At 67.7% G+C, this 18,139-nt stretch carries 13 protein-coding genes and 1 tRNA gene; 11 read left to right on the top strand and 3 right to left on the bottom strand.

The genetic code is table 11. The features are described 5' to 3' along the window. The first annotated feature begins 43 nt into the window (after positions 1–43). Positions 44–706 (top strand): histidine phosphatase family protein, encoded by a 663-nt coding sequence (locus ASF68_RS01145; RefSeq protein ID WP_056005712.1) that lies wholly within the window; start codon positions 44–46, stop codon positions 704–706. On the opposite strand, the gene ASF68_RS01140 is transcribed toward ASF68_RS01145, so the two are convergent. Both ASF68_RS01140 and ASF68_RS01135 read right to left on the bottom strand, forming a co-directional pair. Further along, positions 707–979 carry a hypothetical protein gene (locus ASF68_RS01140; protein WP_157580132.1) on the bottom strand — a complete coding sequence of 91 codons (273 nt, stop codon included), beginning with the start codon at positions 977–979 and terminating at the stop codon, positions 707–709. Between the two features lie 125 nt (positions 980–1,104). Continuing rightward, positions 1,105–1,188 (bottom strand) — tRNA-Leu (locus ASF68_RS01135). A 54-nt stretch (positions 1,189–1,242) separates the two neighbouring features. Between ASF68_RS01135 and ASF68_RS01130 the strand changes: the two genes are divergently transcribed. Beyond that, complete coding sequence (locus tag ASF68_RS01130) at positions 1,243–1,848, top strand: ANTAR domain-containing response regulator (RefSeq protein WP_056005705.1); 606 nt, start codon at positions 1,243–1,245, stop codon at positions 1,846–1,848. A 74-nt stretch (positions 1,849–1,922) separates the two neighbouring features. Here the strand turns inward: ASF68_RS01130 and ASF68_RS01125 are convergent, their stop codons facing one another. After that, on the bottom strand, positions 1,923–2,345 hold the full coding sequence (locus ASF68_RS01125; RefSeq protein WP_056005702.1) for a hotdog fold thioesterase: 423 nt from the start codon (positions 2,343–2,345) through the stop codon (positions 1,923–1,925). A gap of 55 nt (positions 2,346–2,400) precedes the next feature. Between ASF68_RS01125 and polA the strand changes: the two genes are divergently transcribed. The 9 genes from polA to rapZ all read left to right on the top strand — a co-directional run bounded on the left by polA (position 2,401) and on the right by rapZ (position 18,110). After that, a complete protein-coding gene (gene polA / locus ASF68_RS01120; RefSeq protein WP_056005699.1) occupies positions 2,401–5,061 on the top strand; it encodes a DNA polymerase I in 2,661 nt (886 codons plus the stop codon). Positions 5,062–5,115: 54 nt separating this feature from the next. Then, positions 5,116–6,792, top strand: a complete 1,677-nt coding sequence (locus ASF68_RS01115; protein ID WP_056005696.1) for a DUF885 domain-containing protein — start codon at positions 5,116–5,118, stop codon at positions 6,790–6,792. Beyond that, positions 6,789–7,775: an epimerase gene (locus ASF68_RS01110; RefSeq protein ID WP_056005693.1), complete on the top strand. Its 987-nt coding sequence runs from the start codon at positions 6,789–6,791 to the stop codon at positions 7,773–7,775. The genes ASF68_RS01115 and ASF68_RS01110 overlap by 4 nt, the downstream gene beginning before the upstream one ends. A 175-nt stretch (positions 7,776–7,950) precedes the next feature. Then, complete coding sequence (rpsA, locus tag ASF68_RS01105) at positions 7,951–9,408, top strand: 30S ribosomal protein S1 (RefSeq protein ID WP_056005690.1); 1,458 nt, start codon at positions 7,951–7,953, stop codon at positions 9,406–9,408. Positions 9,409–9,528: 120 nt separating this feature from the next. Then, positions 9,529–10,161 (top strand): dephospho-CoA kinase, encoded by a 633-nt coding sequence (coaE, locus tag ASF68_RS01100; RefSeq protein WP_056005688.1) that lies wholly within the window; start codon positions 9,529–9,531, stop codon positions 10,159–10,161. Positions 10,162–10,229: 68 nt separating this feature from the next. Continuing rightward, positions 10,230–12,296, top strand: a complete 2,067-nt coding sequence (gene uvrB, locus ASF68_RS01095) for an excinuclease ABC subunit UvrB (RefSeq protein WP_056005685.1) — start codon at positions 10,230–10,232, stop codon at positions 12,294–12,296. Between the two features lie 79 nt (positions 12,297–12,375). Then, on the top strand, positions 12,376–15,267 hold the full coding sequence (gene uvrA, locus ASF68_RS01090; protein WP_056005682.1) for an excinuclease ABC subunit UvrA: 2,892 nt from the start codon (positions 12,376–12,378) through the stop codon (positions 15,265–15,267). Between the two features lies 1 nt (position 15,268). Then, on the top strand, positions 15,269–17,194 hold the full coding sequence (uvrC, locus tag ASF68_RS01085) for an excinuclease ABC subunit UvrC (RefSeq protein ID WP_056005680.1): 1,926 nt from the start codon (positions 15,269–15,271) through the stop codon (positions 17,192–17,194). A 34-nt stretch (positions 17,195–17,228) separates the two neighbouring features. Further along, positions 17,229–18,110 carry an RNase adapter RapZ gene (gene rapZ / locus ASF68_RS01080; protein ID WP_056005678.1) on the top strand — a complete coding sequence of 294 codons (882 nt, stop codon included), beginning with the start codon at positions 17,229–17,231 and terminating at the stop codon, positions 18,108–18,110. Positions 18,111–18,139: the final 29 nt, after the last annotated feature.

Below are 18,139 nucleotides of genomic sequence, written 5' to 3'. Positions count from 1 at the left end.
CCGGGGGATGACCACCGTCCGGTCGCTCGCCTACCCTGGAGGTATGCGCCTCATCCTCATCAGACACGGTCAGACCTCGTCCAACGTCGCCGGCCTGCTCGACACCGCGATCCCCGGGGCCGTCCTCACCGAACTCGGCGAGACGCAGGCGGCCGCCCTCCCCAAAGCGCTCGTGGGCGAGCGGATCGACGCGGTCTACGCCTCCACCGCGGTGCGGGCGCAACAGACCGCCGCACCCGTCGCCGAGGTCAGCGGGCTTCCGGTGATCGTCCGCGACGGACTCCGGGAGATCAGCGCCGGCGACAACGAGATGCACGGGTCGCCCGAGGCCGTGCAGGTCTACATCGACACCATCGTGGCGTGGGCGATGGGCGACCTCGACACCCGGATGCCGGGCGGCGAGAACGGCCACGAGGTGTTCGCGCGCTTCGACGCGGTGATCGAGGAGCTCGAGGGCTCCGGACTGGAGAGTGTCGTGGTCGTGAGCCACGGAGCGATGCTCCGGTCCTGGCTCGGGCTCCGCTCGACGAACGTCGACGGACACTTCATCGGCACACACCCCATCACGAACACGGGCGTCATCATCGTCGACGGAGACACGACGACCGGGTGGCGGGTCGACACGTGGACGGGCGATGCCGTCGGTGGGCCGGAGCTGACGACGGACGCCGACGGTCCGGCCGCCGCCGTCGAGCGCGGCTTCTGATCAGTTCGCGTCGTCGGCCGGGGTCGCGCCGTCCGTGAGGAACGGTCCGGGCGCTTCGCCGGGCTGACCCGGGAGTGAGCCGACGAGTCGGTCGAGCTCGGTGGCGTCGACGTCGATGCCCTGGTCGCTGAGCCGGTCCGCCAGCGCTGCCCGGACGTCGAGGTCGGGGGTGAGGGACCGGTCTGCTGAGACCTGCACGAGGATGCCCTGGAGCCGGTCTTCGGTGCTGGCGTCGTGGACGTCCTGGCGCGGGTCGGTGTGCTCTGCGGTCATGGTGTCGGGTCCCATCGTGTCGGACGACGTCCTGCACGTCGTGCCTTCGACGTTACGCTACGGCGTCCGCCGACCCCGCCCGAAGGGCTTGACCGCCTCGTCACTGGTCGGTCAGGCGAGCTCCCTGGTACCGGTGGTGGGACTCGAACCCACACGTCTTTCGACAAAGCATTTTGAGTGCTCCGCGTCTGCCATTCCGCCACACCGGCGCGTCCGCCGCACGGCGAACAGCAACCTGCATCAGAGTACCGTAGGATTTGAGGGTGACCGAGCAAGAGACCCCTCCCGTAGCCCCGCGGCGCGTCGTCGTCGCTGAGGACGAATCCCTCATCCGCCTCGACATCGTCGAGATCCTTCGCGACAACGGTTTCGAGGTCGTCGGCGAGGCCGGCGACGGCGAGACCGCCGTCGCGCTCGCGACGGAGCTCCGTCCGGACCTCGTGATCATGGATGTGAAGATGCCCCAGCTCGACGGCATCTCCGCCGCCGAGCGCATCGGCAAGGCGCACATCGCACCGGTGGTGCTCCTCACCGCGTTCAGCCAGAAGGAACTGGTCGAGCGGGCGAGCGAGGCCGGTGCCCTGGCGTACGTCGTGAAGCCGTTCACCCCGAACGACCTCCTGCCCGCGATCGAGATCGCCCTCTCGCGGTACCAGCAGATCATCACCCTCGAGGCCGAGGTCGCCGACATGGTCGAGCGCTTCGAGACCCGGAAGCTCGTCGACCGGGCGAAGGGCCTGCTCAATGAGAAGATGGGCCTTACGGAGCCCGAGGCGTTCCGCTGGATCCAGAAGGCCTCCATGGACCGCCGTCTCACCATGCACGATGTGGCGCAGGCGATCATCGAGCAGCTGAGCGCCAAGAAGTAGCCCTCTCCCACCTCGTCGCAAGAGCGGCCCGTCCCGTCGGGGGCGGGCCGCTCTGCGTTGTCCGGGGTGGCGCGTCAGGTGCCCGGTGCGTCCTTGATGAGGTTCGTGATGCGGATCGTCGAACAGCGTCGACCCTGCTCGTCGCTGACCGCGATCTCGTGGACGGTGAGCGACCGCCCGAGGTGGATGGGGGTGCAGACACCGGTCACGATCCCCTCGGTGGCCGAACGGGTGTGCGTGGCGTTGATGTCGATGCCGACGGCGAGCTTGCCTGGGCCGGCGAAGAGGTTGGCGGCCATCGACCCGAGGGATTCACCGAGGACGACGTAGGCGCCTCCGTGCAGCAGCATCGCGGGTTGCGTGTTGCCCTCGACCGGCATGGTCGCGACGGACCGTTGGACCGTGAACTCCGTGAACTCGATCCCCATCTTGGCGGCGAGTGCGCCGCTGCCTCTCGTCCTCAGGAACTCGAGGGCTTTGTCGGTCTCGTTCGTCATGTCCACCTTCGGATCGGTCCTGAGCCGTGTCGGCACCGGCTTGTAGGCTGGGCGCGTGTCGGAATCAGAAAAGCCTACCCTCCTCGTCGTCGACGGCCACTCGCTCGCCTTCCGGGCGTTCTACGCGCTGCCGGTCGACAGCTTCCAAACCCGCGACGGCCAGCACACGAACGCCATTCACGGCTTCATCTCCATGCTGATCAGCCTGCTGAAGAACGAGAACCCGAGCCATATCGCCGTGGCCTTCGACATCTCCCGCCGCTCGTTCCGGACCCGTGAGTACCCCGAGTACAAGGGGACGCGCGGCGAGACCCCGCCCGAGTTCAAGGGTCAGGTGCCGCTGTTGGAGGAGGCGCTCAAGGCGATGAACATCACCACGATCAGCAAAGAGGACTACGAGGCCGACGACATCCTCGCCACCCTCGCCAAGCAGGGTGGCGAGGAGGGCTTCCGCGTCCTCGTCGTCTCGGGCGACCGCGACACCATCCAGTTGGTGACCGACGACGTGACGCTGCTCTACCCGTCCAGCCAGGGCGTCTCGGCGCTGACGCGCTACGACGGCGCCAAGGTGTTCGAGCGCTACGGCATCCGTCCCGAGCAGTACCCGGAGATCGCCGCGCTGGTGGGCGAGACGAGCGACAACCTCCCCGGCATCCCGAAGGTGGGCGAGAAGACGGCCGTCAAATGGCTCAACCAGTTCGGCTCGCTGGAGCAGATCCTGGAACGCGCGGACGAGATCACCGGCAAGGTGGGGGAGAGCCTCCGCGAACACAAGGAGAACGCCGTCCGCAACCGGCGCTTGAACCGGCTCCTCACCGACGTCGAACTGCCGGTCGGCCCGAAGGACCTCGAGCGACGTCCGATCGACGCCGACGCCGTGGCCGCCGTGTTCGGTCGACTGGAGTTCCGCACGCTCCTCGACCGGGTGCTGAAGCTCGACGGTCTCGAGGCGAACACCGACGTGTCGGCATCGCACGCGGCCGGCGTGGTGATGCCGCCACGGAAGGAACTGCTCGACGAAGAACTCGAGGCGTGGCTCGCCCGCGCCGTGGCAGCCCACCCGGGCGGCATCGGACTCCACCTCGACCTGGACGGCGACCTGCCGGTCGCCGCTGGTCTGGCCACCCCCACGGAGATCGTGTCTCTCGCCTGGCGTCCCGGTGAGGCCGATTACGCGCCGCTCGAAGCCTGGCTCGCGAGCGACGCCCCGAAGATCATGCACGATGCGAAACCGCAGGTGAAGGCCGTCACACGCGCCGGCCTCAAGCTCGACGGGCTGGCGTACGACACGGCGGTCGCCGGCTGGCTCCTCCGCCCGAGCGGCGGCGACAAGAACCTCGGCGACCTCACCGCACGGTACCTCGACGAGACGATGCCTGTGGCGGACCCGAACCAACTGGTCCCGGAGACCGACCCGGTCGGTGTCGGGGGGACGGCCTGGTACGCGTTCCGCGTCGCAGAGGCCACCCGCGCCGCCCTCGACCCGGGGTCGCTCGGCGTCCTGCTCGACATGGAGCTGCCGGTCCTGCAGGTGCTGGCGCACATGGAACTCACCGGGGTGACCGTCGACCACGGCATCCTGAGCGGTCTGTCCGAGCAGCTCGGGAACCGGTCAGCGGAACTGGCGAGCAACGCCTACGCCGAGATCGGTCGCGAGGTCAACCTCGGTTCACCCAAGCAGCTCCAGGAGGTGCTGTTCGACCAACTGGCCATGCCCAAGACCCGCGCCAACAAGACCGGGTTCTCCACCGACGCCGGTGCACTCGCCGACCTCCAGGAGAAGAGCCCGCATCCGTTCCTCGGCCTGCTCCTCGAACACCGCGACGCGACGAAGCTCCGTCAGATCGTGGAGACGCTCGACAAAGCGATCACCGACGACGGTCGCATCCACACCACCTACGTCCAGATCGGGACGAGCACGGGCCGGATCTCCTCGACCGACCCGAACCTGCAGAACATCCCGGTGCGCACCGAGGAGGGACGACGGATCCGCGCGGCCTTCCAGGCCGGGACCGGGTACGAGACCCTGCTCACGGCCGACTACTCGCAGATCGAGATGCGGATCATGGCCCACCTCTCCGGCGATGCCGGCCTCATCGAGGCGTTCAAGTCCGGCGAGGACCTCCACCGCTTCGTGGGTGCACGCATCTTCAGCGTGGCCGCGGAAGACGTCACGCCCGCCATGCGCAACAAGGTGAAGGCCATGTCGTACGGCCTCGCCTACGGGCTCAGCGCCTTCGGCCTCTCGAAGCAGCTCCGGATCTCCAGCGCCGAGGCGAAGCAGCTGATGGTCGACTACTTCGAGCGGTTCGGCGCGGTGCGCGACTATCTGCGGAACGTCGTCGAGCAGGCGAAGCTCGACGGGTACACCGAGACCATCTTCGGTCGTCGTCGGCTGTTCCCCGAGCTCGCGAGCCCGAACCGGCTCGTGCGCGAGAACGCCGAACGGCAGGCGCTGAACGCTCCGATCCAGGGTTCCGCAGCGGACATCATGAAGCGCGCCATGATCGGCATCGAGTCGGACCTCCGGTCGCAGTCGCTCCGCTCCCAGATGATGCTGCAGGTGCACGACGAATTGATCTTCGAGGTCGCCGAGGGGGAGTGGGACGCCCTCGAGGCGATCGTCCGGACGCAGATGGCGGGTGCCGCCGAACTGTCGGTGCCGCTCGACGTCCAGATCGGACACGGCCACGATTGGGACTCGGCCGCACACTGACGCTCCGGCGGATCCACGAGCCGCGCACCCGGGGCGCGGACTAGGCTCGTCGGCATGTCTCACGAAGAACCTCGCCAGAGCACACCGATCGACGCCATCGCCGAAAGCTGGGTGGAGACGCTCGTCCAGCTGCGGCCCGAGGTCGGCACCTACATCGGCCGAACCGACGTCGGCGGGCGCTACAGCGACACCTCGCCGGCCGGGCACGAGGCCTATGTCGAGGCCGCGGCCCGCACGCTGAGCGCCCTCCGCTCGGCCACTCCCGTCGACGCCGTCGACCGCGTCACCCAGACCGACCTCACCGCGGAGCTCGAACTCGACCTCGCCTCCTCCGAAGCCGGCCTGCAGTACCGGGATCTGAACGTGATCGCGTCGCCGTCGCAGGAGCTCCGCGACGTCTTCGACCTCATGCCGACGGCCACCGTGGACGACTGGAGCACGATCAGCACCCGTCTGGGTGCGTTGCCCGAAGCGGTCGACGGATACATCGAGACGCTTCGCGAGGGGATCGCGAAGGGCATCACCCCCGCACGACGCCAGGTGAAGGAGGTCTACGAGCAGGTGCTCCGCACCGGCGCCGACGACGGCTTCTTCATCGGCTTCGCGGCGGAAGCCGGTCCGGAGGACGGCCAGCTCCCAGCGTCGCTCGCCGGAGAGCTGTCGACCGGAGCCGGTGCAGCCGCCGTCGCCTACAACCGCCTCGCCGACTTCCTCGCCCATGAACTGATGCCCGCCGCGACCGAGGAGGACGCGATCGGCCGCGAGCTGTACGCCCTGCAGTCCCGACGGTTCCTCGGAGCGACGGTCGATCTCGACGAGAGCTACGAGTGGGGGATCGAGGAGCTGGCCCGCATGGTCTCCGAGCAGGAGTCGATCGCGAACGAGATCCTCCCCGGAGCCTCGGTGGAGGAGGCGGTCGCCTTCCTCGAGCAGGATCCCGCGCGCAAACTGCACGGCACGGAGGCGCTGCAGCGCTGGATGCAGGAGACGAGCGATCGCGCGGTCGACGAGCTCGGCCGCAGCCAGTTCGACATCCCCCAGGAGATCCGCGCGCTCGAGTGCATGATCGCTCCCACACAGGAGGGCGGGATCTACTACACGGGCCCGACCGACGACTTCTCCCGTCCCGGCCGCATGTGGTGGTCGGTCCCCGTCGGCGTCACCGAGTTCGACACCTGGCGCGAGCTGACGACGGTCTACCACGAGGGCGTTCCCGGGCACCACCTGCAGATCGGGCAGGCGGTGGTCAACCGCAAGACCCTCAACCTCTGGCGCCGGCAGCTCGCCGGCACCTCCGGACACGCCGAGGGTTGGGCGCTGTACGCGGAGCGGTTGATGGAGCAGCTCGGGTACCTCGACGACCCGGCCGATCGCCTGGGCATGCTCGACGGTCAGCGGATGCGTGCGGCTCGGGTCGTCCTCGACATCGGCGTGCACCTCGGCAAGCGGCTCCCCGACGGGAGCGGCACCTGGACCGCCGAGTACGCGTTCGACTTCATGGGCCGGAACGTGAACATGTCTCCGGAGTTCGTCCGCTTCGAGGTGAACCGCTACCTCGGCTGGCCCGGGCAGGCGCCGTCCTACAAGATCGGGCAGCGCATCTGGGAGCAGCTCCGCGATGACGCGGCCCGCCGAGCCGGTGACGCCTTCGACATCAAGGACTTCCACCGTCGGGCGCTCGACCTCGGGGGCGTCGGGCTCGACACCCTGCGGTCGGCGATGCTCGAATGACGTCCGAGCGGATCGTGGTCGCCGGAGCGTCCGGGTTCATCGGGCGTCGGCTGGTCGAGTCCTTCCGGGCCGACGGCGCAACGGTCTCCGTCATCGGTCGCGGTGCGGCCGACGCCCGTTGGGATGATCGAGCGGGCATCGCCCGACTGGTCGACGGCGCGGACCTCCTGGTCAACCTGGCGGGGAAGAGCGTGAACTGCCGGTACACCGCTTCGAACCGTGCCGCGATCCTCCGGTCACGCGTCGACACGACGACGGAGCTGTCGCGAGCGGTCCGCGAAGCGGCCTCGCCTCCTCCGCTGTGGATCAACGCGTCGACGGCGACCATCTACCGTGACGCGGACGATCGCGCCATGACGGAAGTCGACGGCGAGATCGGATCGGGCTTTTCCGTAGACGTCGCCACGGCATGGGAGCGGGCACTGTTCGCCGACGATCTGCCGGCCACACGACGGGTCGCTCTCCGGATCGCCATCGTCCTCGGCGACGGAGGGGCGCTCACACCGTTGCTGTGGTTGGCGCGCCTCGGCCTCGGGGGACCGCAGCTCGACGGTCGCTGGCCCCGTTCGCGATCGCGTCGGGCCGCCGGAACGGGTCATCGGTTCACGACGCCCCATGGTCGGCAACGGTTCAGTTGGATCCACCTGGACGACGTCATCGGCATCGTCCGGTTCCTCCGCGACCACCCGGAGCTCTCAGGCGCCGTCAACGTGACCTCGCCGAGCCCCACGGACAACCGCGGCTTCATGCGGACCCTGCGGCACGTGCTCGGGATGCCGATCGGCCTTCCCGCACCCCGCTGGCTCCTGGAGATCGGGATGTTCCTCCTCCGCACGGAGAGCGAGCTCGTCCTGAAGAGTCGCTGGGCGCTCCCGGAACGGTTGCTGCAAGCGGGCTACCGCTTCGAGCACCCGACCCTGGATCCGGCGCTCCGGGAGATCGTCTCGGCACGCGGCTTGCCCACAGGTCCTCGATCCCGCTAAACTGGACTGTCACAATTGTGACGTCCTATCCGCCTGCCCGTCTCGCAGAGCGATCCCGATCCTCGGATCGGTTCACACAACAGCATCGCCCCGATCAACGTCCGTGGTCATCCACGGGTCCGGAGCAGTGCGCGAGCCGCGGCCTGAATCATTGTCCACCTGGAGCAATTACTACATGACAAGCGCAACGACCGCCCCCAAGCAGGTCGCAATCAACGACATCGGATCTGCTGAGGACTTCCTCGCAGCGGTCGAAAAGACTCTGAAGTTCTTCAACGACGGCGACCTCATCGAGGGCACCGTGGTGAAGATCGACCGCGACGAGGTCCTCCTCGACGTCGGCTACAAGACCGAGGGCGTCATCCCCTCGCGTGAACTCTCCATCAAGCACGACGTCGACCCCTCCGAGGTCGTCAACGTCGGCGACACGATCGAGGCTCTCGTTCTCCAGAAGGAGGACAAGGAAGGCCGTCTGATCCTGTCGAAGAAGCGCGCGCAGTACGAACGTGCTTGGGGCGACGTGGAGAAGATCAAGGAATCCGACGGCGTCGTCACCGGTTCGGTCATCGAGGTCGTCAAGGGTGGCCTCATCGTCGACATCGGCCTCCGTGGCTTCCTCCCGGCTTCGCTCATCGAGCTGCGCCGCGTCCGCGATCTCACGCCGTACCTCGGCCAGGAGATCGAGGCGAAGATCCTCGAGCTCGACAAGAACCGCAACAACGTGGTCCTGTCGCGCCGTGCGCTCCTCGAGCAGACGCAGTCCGAGAGCCGCACCACCTTCCTCAACAACCTCCAGAAGGGACAGGTCCGCAAGGGCGTCGTCTCCTCGATCGTCAACTTCGGCGCGTTCGTCGACCTCGGCGGCGTCGACGGTCTCGTCCACGTCTCCGAGCTCAGCTGGAAGCACATCGAGCACGCCAGCGAGGTCGTCGAGGTCGGTCAGGAAGTCACCGTCGAGATCCTCGAGGTCGACCTGGACCGCGAGCGCGTCTCGCTGTCGCTCAAGGCGACCCAGGAGGACCCGTGGCAGGTCTTCGCCCGCACCCACGCCATCGGCCAGGTTGCTCCGGGTAAGGTCACCAAGCTGGTTCCGTTCGGTGCGTTCGTCCGCGTCGCAGACGGCATCGAGGGCCTCGTGCACATCTCGGAGCTGTCCGGCAAGCACGTCGAGCTCGCCGAGCAGGTCGTGTCGGTCGGCGAAGAGGTCTTCGTCAAGGTCATCGACATCGACCTCGAGCGTCGCCGCATCTCGCTGAGCCTCAAGCAGGCCAACGAGGGTGTCGACCCCGAGGGCACCGAGTTCGACCCGGCCCTCTACGGCATGCTCACGGAGTACGACGAGCTCGGGAACTACAAGTACCCCGAGGGCTTCGACGCCGAGACGCAGGAGTGGAAGGAAGGCTTCGACGCCGAGCGCGAGAAGTGGGAGCAGGACTACGCTGCCGCCCAGGCTCGCTGGGAAGCGCACAAGAAGCAGGTTGCGGCTGCAGCCGTCGAAGAGGCCAACCAGGCCTCCTCGTCGACCGCTTCCTCGTCGGCCGGTTCCTCGTTCTCGAGCGACTCCGCCGGTGGCGGAACGCTCGCCGACGACGAGTCCCTCGCGGCACTCCGCGAGAAGCTCTCGAGCAACTAGTCACCTCAGCACCGACTTCGGTCGGTGTCCGGCAGGGGGTCGCCTTCGGGCGGCCCCCTGCTGCGTTGTGTGCGGCGTCACGCCCGGAACCCCGATGGCACCACGGGTACGCTGGCAGGCATGTACCTCATCGGCCTCACCGGCGGCATCGCCTCGGGCAAATCGACCATCGCGACCCGGCTCGCCGAGCACGGAGCCGTCGTCATCGACGCGGATGTGCTCTCCCGTGAGGTCGTCGAGCCAGGCACTCCTGGGCTGGCGGCCATCGCGGCGCGGTTCGGTGCAGACGTGATCGGTCCCGACGGCACGCTCGACCGTCCGGCTCTCGGCGCGATCGTCTTCTCCGACGAGCAGGCCAGAGCCGATCTCAACGCGATCGTCCACCCCGAGGTCAAGCGTCGGTCACAGGCCAGGATCGCCGAGGCGTCGAGCGATCCGGCGGCGATCGTCGTCTACGACGTCCCCCTGCTCGTGGAGACCGGCCGTGCCGACGAGTTCGACCTGGTGGTCGTCGCTTCGGCACCTGAATCGGTGCGTGCCGATCGACTGGTCGAACTGCGCGGGCTCGACCGGGGTGAGGCTGAACGTCGGATCGCCTCGCAGGCGACAGAGGCGCAACGCACGGCCGTCGCCGACGTCGTGATCGACACGGCGGGCACCCTCGCGCACACCGTCGACCAGGTCGACGCGGTGTGGCGCCGTGCACTGTCGAACGGTGCGCCGGACGAAGCTCCTCGCGACGCCGACGTCTGAGCCGGTCGCTCGCTCCGCTGTGGGCGAAGCGGGGGAGTGCTGTCGGTGGTCCTCCGTAGACTCGGAGTATGGAACCAACACGCGCCGTCCGCCCCTTCGAGGTGATCAGCGAGTACGAGCCGAGCGGCGACCAGCCCGCCGCCATCGAGCAGCTGTCCGGGCGTATCAACGCCGGCGAGACCGACGTCGTGCTCCTCGGCGCGACCGGTACCGGCAAGTCGGCGACCACCGCGTGGCTCATCGAGGCGGTCCAACGCCCTACCCTCGTCCTCGCGCACAACAAGACACTCGCAGCGCAGCTCGCGAACGAGTTCCGAGAACTCATGCCGAACAACGCGGTCGAGTACTTCGTCTCCTACTACGACTACTACCAGCCGGAGGCCTACGTCCCGCAGACCGACACCTTCATCGAGAAGGACTCGTCGATCAACGCCGAGGTCGAGCGGTTGCGCCACTCGACGACGAACTCGCTGCTCAGCCGTCGAGACGTCATCGTGGTCTCGACCGTCTCGTGCATCTACGGTCTCGGGGCAGCGGAGGAGTACCTGGAGGCGATGGCGGCCCTGCAGGTCGGCCAGAACATCGGGCGCGACCGGCTCATCCGCAAGTTCGTCGGCATGCAGTACAACCGCAACGACGTCGACTTCTCGCGCGGCAACTTCCGTGTACGCGGCGACACCATCGAGATCATCCCGGTCTACGAGGAGCTGGCTATCCGCATCGAGTTCTTCGGCGACGAGATCGAGGCGCTCTACGCCCTGCATCCACTGACCGGCGATGTCGTCAAGAAGCTCGACGCGGTGTCCGTCTTCCCGGCCTCGCACTACGCGGCCAGCCCGCAGACGATCCAGCGCGCGATCGGCACCATCCAGGATGAGCTCGCCGAGCGGTTGCAGTCCCTGGAGCGTGAGGGCAAGCTCCTGGAGGCCCAGCGGCTCCGGATGCGGACGACCTTCGACCTCGAGATGATGCAGCAGATCGGGTTCTGCTCGGGGATCGAGAACTACTCCCGCCACATCGACGGCCGCTCGGCCGGCGAGGCCCCGAACTGCCTCCTCGACTACTTCCCCGACGACTTCCTCACGGTCATCGACGAGTCGCACGTCACGGTGCCACAGATCGGCGCGATGTTCGAGGGCGACGCCTCGCGAAAGCGGACGCTCGTCGAGCACGGGTTCCGGCTCCCGAGCGCGATGGACAACCGGCCTCTCCGCTGGGACGAGTTCAAGAACCGGGTCGGCCAGACGGTCTACCTCTCGGCCACGCCCGGCAAGTACGAGATGGGCATCGCCGACGGCATCGTCGAGCAGATCATCCGCCCGACCGGTCTCGTCGACCCGGCCATCATCGTCAAGCCGTCCAACGGCCAGATCGACGATCTGCTCGAGGAGATCCGCGTCCGCGCCGAGCGCGACGAACGCGTCCTCGTCACCACGCTCACGAAGAAGATGGCCGAAGAGCTCACCGACTTCCTCACCGAGGCGGGCGTTCGCGTCAGGTATCTGCACTCCGACGTCGACACGCTGCGGCGCGTCGAGCTGCTGAGCGAACTCCGTCAGGGCGTCTACGACGTCCTCATCGGCATCAACCTCCTGCGCGAGGGACTCGACCTCCCCGAGGTCTCGCTCGTGGCCATCCTCGACGCCGACAAGGAGGGCTTCCTGCGGTCGTCGACCTCGCTCATCCAGACCATCGGTCGCGCCGCGCGCAACGTGTCCGGCGAGGTCCACATGTACGCCGACGTCCTGACCGACTCGATGAAGCGCGCGATCGAGGAGACCGATCGCCGCCGTGAGAAGCAGGTGGCGTACAACGAGGAACGCGGCATCGATCCGCAGCCACTGCGCAAGCGGATCGCCGACATCACGGAGGCACTCGCGCGCGAGGGTGCCGACACCGCGGCACTCCTGGCGGGACGCGACAACGGCAAGAAGAAGAGCCCGACGCCGAACCTCAGACGCGAGGGCATCGCCGCCGAGGGCGCGAACGATCTCGAGTCGATCATCGCCGACCTCAACGCGCAGATGCTCGCCGCCGCGGCGGAACTCAAGTTCGAGCTGGCCGGCCGGCTCCGCGACGAGGTCTCCGAACTGAAGCAGGAATTGCGGCAGATGGCGAAGGCCGGACACATCTAGCCGGAGGCTTCGCTGAGAGCGCAGTACCACAGACACCGCTCGGGAGTCCGGTGTCGGTGGTGCTGCGTAGACTCGAAGGGTGTCAATTGCCAAGGTAGATCACCACTCAACGCTCAGTGTCCGCGGTGCCCGCGTGCACAACCTCCAGAACGTGGACCTCGAGATCCCGCGCGACTCGCTGGTCGTCTTCACCGGCCTGTCGGGCTCCGGGAAGTCCTCCCTCGCCTTCGACACGATCTTCGCCGAAGGGCAGCGACGGTACGTCGAGTCGCTGTCGGCGTACGCACGGCAGTTCCTCGGTCAGGTCGACCGCCCGGACGTCGACTTCATCGAGGGTCTGAGCCCCGCGGTCTCCATCGACCAGAAGTCGACCAACCGCAACCCGCGATCGACCGTCGGAACGATCACCGAGGTCTACGACTACATGCGTCTGCTGTGGGCGCGCATCGGTGTCCCGCACTGCCCCGTCTGTGGCGAGGTCATCCAGCGCCAGACGGTGCAGCAGATCGCCGACCAGCTGATGGAGCTCGAAGAGCGTCGCCGGTACCAGATCGTCGCCCCGGTGGTCAGCCAGAAGAAGGGGGAGTTCGTCGACCTCTTCAAGGAGCTCTCGGCGAAGGGCTTCGCCCGCGCGATCGTCGACGGTGAAGCGATCCAGCTCGCCGAGCCCCCGACCTTGAAGAAGCAGGTCAAGCACGACATCGCCGTCGTCGTCGACCGCCTCGTGGCCGGCCCCGAGATCCTCGGTCGCCTCACCGACTCGCTCGAGACCGCCCTCCAGCTCACCGACGGCCTCGTCACCATCAACTTCGTCGACGAAGAGGGCGACGACGCATGGCGGACGTTCTCCGAGAAGCTGTCCTGCCCGAACAACCACCCGCTGCAGCTGACCGAGATCGAGCCACGGACGTTCTCCTTCAACGCACCGTTCGGTGCGTGCCCCGAGTGCTCCGGCCTCGGCACGCGCATGTCCGTCGACGCCGAACTCCTCCTCGGCGACGAGGAGCTCAGCATCAACGAGGGCGTCATCGTCCCGTGGACCACGCAGGGCAAGGGGCTGTACCAGTACTACGAGAAGCTGCTCGACGGTCTCGCCCGCGACCTCGACTTCTCGCTCGACACCCCGTGGCGCGACCTGCCGGCATCCGTCCAGGAGGCGGTGCTCCGCGGCGACAACTTCAAGGTCAAGGTGAAGTGGAAGAACCGCTTCGGACGCGAGATGAGCTACTCGTCGGGCTTCGAGGGTGTCATCCCGTACATCGAGCGCCAGTACCTGCAGGCCGACACCGACAGCCAGCGTGTGCGCTGGTCCGAGTACCTCCGAGAGGTCCCGTGCCAGGTGTGCGGCGGACGCCGCCTGAAGCCCGAGGTCCTGTCGGTCCTCATCCACGAGCACAGCATCGCCGAGGTCGCCGAGCTGAGCCTGTCTGACGCCCGGGCCTTCATGGACCGTCTCGAACTGAGCGACCGCGAGGCCCACATCGCCGCGCAGGTCCTCCGCGAGATCAAGGTGCGGCTCGACTTCCTCATCCAGGTCGGTCTCAACTACCTCGACCTCGCCCGCACCGCGGGCTCGCTGTCCGGTGGTGAGGCACAGCGCATCCGCCTCGCGACGCAGATCGGTTCCGGCCTGACCGGTGTCCTCTACGTCCTCGACGAACCGAGCATCGGTCTGCACCAGCGCGACAACCGCCGCCTCATCGAGACCCTCGTGGCCCTGCGGGACCTCGGCAACACGCTGATCGTCGTCGAGCACGACGAGGACACCATCCGCACCGCGGACTGGATCGTCGACATCGGCCCGGGCGCCGGGGTCAACGGCGGCAAGGTCGTGCACTCGGGTTCCTACGAGGCGCTCGAAGCGAACACCGAGTCGCTGACCGGCGACTACCTGTCCGGTCGGAAGGCCATCGAGATCCCGGCCAAGCGCCGGCCGATCGACACGAAGCGCCAGATCCAGGTGATCGGAGCGCAGGCGAACAACCTGAAGAAGGTCAGCGCCGACTTCCCACTCGGTGTCCTGACGGCCGTCACCGGCGTGAGCGGATCCGGTAAGTCCTCCCTCGTCAACGACGTCCTGTACCGCGTCCTCGCGAACAAGTTGAACGGTGCACGTAAGTTGCCCGGCAAGCACACCCGCGTCACGGGTCTCGAGCACCTCGACAAGGTCATCCACGTCGACCAGGCCCCCATCGGTCGCACGCCGCGGTCGAACCCGGCCACCTACACGGGCGTGTTCGACAAGATCAGGAACCTCTTCGCCGAGACCCAGGAGGCGAAGGTCCGTGGGTACCTGGCCGGGCGGTTCAGCTTCAACGTCAAGGGCGGCCGGTGCGAGGCGTGCTCGGGCGACGGCACGATCAAGATCGAGATGAACTTCCTGCCCGACGTCTACGTCGCCTGTGAAGTGTGCGGGGGAGCGCGGTACAACCGCGACACCCTGACCATCCACTACAAGGGCAAGAACATCGCCGAGGTGCTCGACATGCCGATCGCCGAGGCGGCGGAGTTCTTCGAGCCCATCTCCTCCATCCACCGCTTCCTCAAGACGCTCGTCGAGGTCGGACTGGGTTACGTCCGCCTCGGTCAGAGCGCCACGACGCTGTCGGGTGGCGAGGCCCAGCGGGTCAAGCTGGCGACGGAGTTGCAGCGCCGGAGCAACGGCCGGAGCGTCTACGTGCTGGACGAGCCGACGACCGGCCTCCACTTCGAGGACGTCCGGAAGCTGCTCCTCGTGCTCAACGGCCTGGTCGACAAGGGCAACACGGTCATCGTGATCGAGCACAACCTCGACGTCATCAAGTCGTCGGACTGGCTCATCGACATGGGTCCCGAGGGCGGGGCCGGCGGCGGGACGGTCCTCGCCACCGGCACCCCTGAGCACCTGGCGACGGTCCCCGGCAGCCACACGGGCTTCTTCCTGAACGAACTGTTCGAGGCAGAGGCCGGCGGCAGCCGCAAGGCGGGCTGACGTGGCGGCTGCCCGCGGGGGGAGCGGCCTGGCGTACCGGCCGAAGGCAGGGGAGATCCCCACTCTGCCCGGCGTCTACCGCTTCAGTGACGACTCGGGGAGGGTGCTCTACGTCGGCAAGGCGATGAACCTCCGCGCGAGGTTGAGCAACTACTTCGCACCGCTGCACACGCTGCACGAGCGCACCCGGCGGATGGTCACGACCGCGACGGGCGTGACCTGGACGACGGTCGGAAGCGACGTCGAGGCGTTGCAGTTGGAGTACACCTGGATCAAGGAGTACGATCCGCCCTTCAACGTCAAATTCCGCGACGACAAGTCGTACCCGTACCTCGCGGTGACCCTCGGCGACGAGGCACCGCGCGTCATGGTGACCCGCAACACCCGGATCCCCGGAGCCAAGTACTTCGGTCCGTACCCCAAGATCTGGGCCGTCCACGACACCGTCGACCTCATGATCAAGGTCTTCCCGATCCGCACCTGCTCGGACTCGGCCTACAAGCGCGCCATGGCGTCGGGGAAGCCGTGCTTCCCCGGTCAGATCGGACGCTGCGGCGGGCCATGCTCCGGGAAGGTGTCCATCCAGGAACACCGCGCCATCGTCGACGACTTCGTCTCGTTCATGGTGGGGAACGACCGCCGGTTCACGACGCGGATCACGGCCGACATGAAGGCCGCGGCGGCGCGCCAGGACTACGAGTCCGCAGCGGTGTACCGGGATCAGCTCCAGGCGCTCGACCAGGTACTCGCGAAGAGCGCCGTGGTGCTCCGCGACGCCGTCGACGCCGACCTCTTCGGCATCGACCACGACGAGCTCGCGGCGTCCGTCCAGCAGTTCATCGTGCGCGGCGGACGCATCCGCGGTGTCCGTTCCTGGACCGTCGACAAGGAACTCGACATGTCGACGGCGGAACTCGTCGACAGCGTCGTCCAGCGGGTGTACGCCGCCGCGAACGGGCCCGATGTCCCGCGCGAGGTCCTCGTTCCCGAGTTGCCCGACGACGCTGCCAGCCTCGAGGATTGGCTCGCCGAGCGCCGCGGTTCCAAGGTCGCCGTGCGGGTCGCCCAGCGTGGCGAGAAGGCGACGCTCATGGAGACCGCCGTCGTCAACGCCAAACAGGCCCTGATGCTCTACAAGACCCGTCGCAGCTCCGACTTCGTGGCCAGGACCCAGGCACTCGAGGACATCCGGGACGCCCTCGGCATGACCGAGGCGCCGCTGCGGATCGAGTGCTTCGACGTCTCGCACCTGAGCGGTACCAACATCGTCGCGTCCATGGTGGTGTTCGAGGACGGACTCTCCCGGAAGGACGAATACCGTCGCTTCGGTGTCGCCGAGTCCACCGACGACACCGACTCGATCTACCAGGTCGTGTCGCGTCGCCTCGCCCACCTCACGTCGAGCGAACCGGTCGAGACGGTCGACGAGACGACCGGGGAGCGCAAGCGGCGCAAGTTCACCTATCCGCCGCAGTTGCTCATCGTCGACGGCGGGCAACCGCAGGTCGCGGCCGCCGCTCGCGCGCTCGAGGAGTCGGGTCTGACCGGGATCACCCTGTGCGGGCTGGCGAAGCGACTGGAGGAGATCTGGCTCCCGGACGACCCGTACCCGGTGATCCTGCCGCGGGGGAGCGAGTCGCTGTTCCTCCTCCAGCGGGTGCGCGACGAGGCGCACCGGTTCGCCATCAGCTTCCAGCGCCAGAAGCGCAAGCGCGACATCTCCACCGTCCTCGGTGAGATCCCGGGGCTCGGCCCTGCGAAGGTGCGTGAGCTCCTGCGCCACTTCGGCTCCGTCGCACGGCTGAAGACCGCGACACCGGCGGAGATCGAGGAGGTGAAGGGCATCGGCGGCAAACTGGCGGCGACCGTGTACGAGGCCCTGGCCTCGGGTTCCACGGGGCCCTCGGCCGGCCCCAGGAATGGGTAGGCTGGGACTTCAAACCTTCGAGGAAAGCGTGTCGATGACCCCGGGCCAGCCGCAGCATCAGCAGGAAGTGCTCATCGTCACCGGGATGTCCGGCGCCGGCCGCTCCACGGTCGCGAACGCTCTCGAAGATCTCGGCTGGTACGTCGTCGACAACCTGCCGCCACAGATGCTCCGGCCTCTGGTGGACCTCGCCGAGCGCGCGGGTTCTCGCCTGCCGCGGATCGCGGCGGTCGTGGACGTCCGCGGGCGCGACTTCTTCAGCGAGCTGCAGGAGATCGTCCCGGCGCTCCGAGGCGGCACGCATCTCCGCATGATCTTCCTCGAGGCGACCGATGCGGCACTCGTGCGCCGGTTCGAAGCCGTCCGCCGCCCGCACCCGCTGCAGGGCGAGGGGACGATCCTGGACGGCATCGTCGCCGAGCGGCACCGCCTGAGCGAGATCCGGGAGTCGAGCGACGTCATCATCGACACGAGCGACCTCAACATCCATCAACTCGCCACCACCACCCGCGAGCTCTTCGCCGGCGCGGAGACGCCCGGCGTGCAGGTGACCGTGTTGAGCTTCGGCTTCAAGTACGGGCTCCCGCCCGACGCGGATCTCGTCGCCGACATGCGGTTCCTCCCGAACCCGTTCTGGGTTCCCGAGCTCCGTGCGTTGAGCGGCCAGGACGCCGAGGTCAGCGAGTACGTCCTCTCCCAGCCGGGTGCGTCGGAGTTCCTCGAGAGCTATGCGCACGCCCTTGAGCCGGTGCTGGCCGGCTACCAACGCGAGAACAAGCGGCACGTCACCATCGCCGTCGGATGCACCGGCGGTAAGCACCGTTCGGTCGCCGTCGCGCTCGAACTCGCCGACCGGCTGCGCAGCCAGTCCGGCGTCGCCGTGCACGTCCGGCATCGGGACCTCGGGCGCGAATGACGCCCATCGGGCCGGGCGCATCCGCGTCC

Origin of the sequence: Plantibacter sp. Leaf314 (assembly GCF_001423185.1) — a bacterium.
GTDB lineage: Bacteria > Actinomycetota > Actinomycetes > Actinomycetales > Microbacteriaceae > Plantibacter.
Note: the sequence above shows the minus strand (reverse complement) of the source record. Positions and strands in the feature narration are given on the sequence as shown.